General features: G+C 35.6%; 1 protein-coding gene. It reads right to left on the bottom strand.

Translation table 11 applies throughout. From position 1 onward, the window contains the following. Positions 1-110: 110 nt before the first annotated feature. On the bottom strand, positions 111-518 hold the full coding sequence (locus H8705_RS13655; RefSeq protein ID WP_262396326.1) for a hypothetical protein: 408 nt from the start codon (positions 516-518) through the stop codon (positions 111-113). Positions 519-665 lie beyond the last annotated feature (147 nt).

Genomic DNA, 665 nt, shown 5'->3' on the forward strand with positions numbered 1-665 from the left:
TCCTTTCTGCCTGTCGGCATAGAAAAAGGACAGTCGATTTTCTCGGCTGTCCCTTGTGGGTGGGGTATTAAGTTTTGCTGTGTACTGTTCGATAAATGGGCAAATGTGCATTATTCTACTATATTCTCTATATAGTTGTAATCAATTTTTCCTTTTATTACAGAATAGAAAAAGGGGTCTTTTCTAATTGTATCATCTGAATTGATAATAAAATTATTCCAATCACCTGCTTCGTTTCCATCAGATAGATAAATAGTTACTTTGAAACTATACCCAGAATATCCAGCAGATAGCCTTGACCTTTTTACCTCAACATCATTCAAGTTATCAATAATATGCTGAATTTGCTCTTTATCTTCAATGTGTGTTGTATTTCCGCTATTACCATTAAAAACAACAATTTCCATGACTTCATTAGGGTCTAAATTTATCAAGTCGATTGGAATATTATACCACACAGCAACGCCTAAAATAAGAATTAGTACAACTGATAATAATACAAATATTTTCTTTTTCATATCAGTTCAGCCCCCTTGTCCAATTCCGATTTGTCGCTTTGTTTCTTGACTAAAGTATATCACAAGAGTATGAACAAATCTACATCATTTCAGCCTGTCGGCGGCGTTGTTCTCTTTGGCATATTGCCGCGCTGCTCTCCGCCGTTC

This window comes from Youxingia wuxianensis (genome assembly GCF_014385085.1).
Taxonomy (GTDB): domain Bacteria; phylum Bacillota; class Clostridia; order Oscillospirales; family Ruminococcaceae; genus Youxingia; species Youxingia wuxianensis.

What these genes read in the sequence shown, in the direction of transcription:
- H8705_RS13655 (WP_262396326.1), bottom strand. Translation starts at nt 518, where the DNA reads ATGAAAAAGAAAATATTTGTATTATTATCAGTTGTACTAATTCTTATT.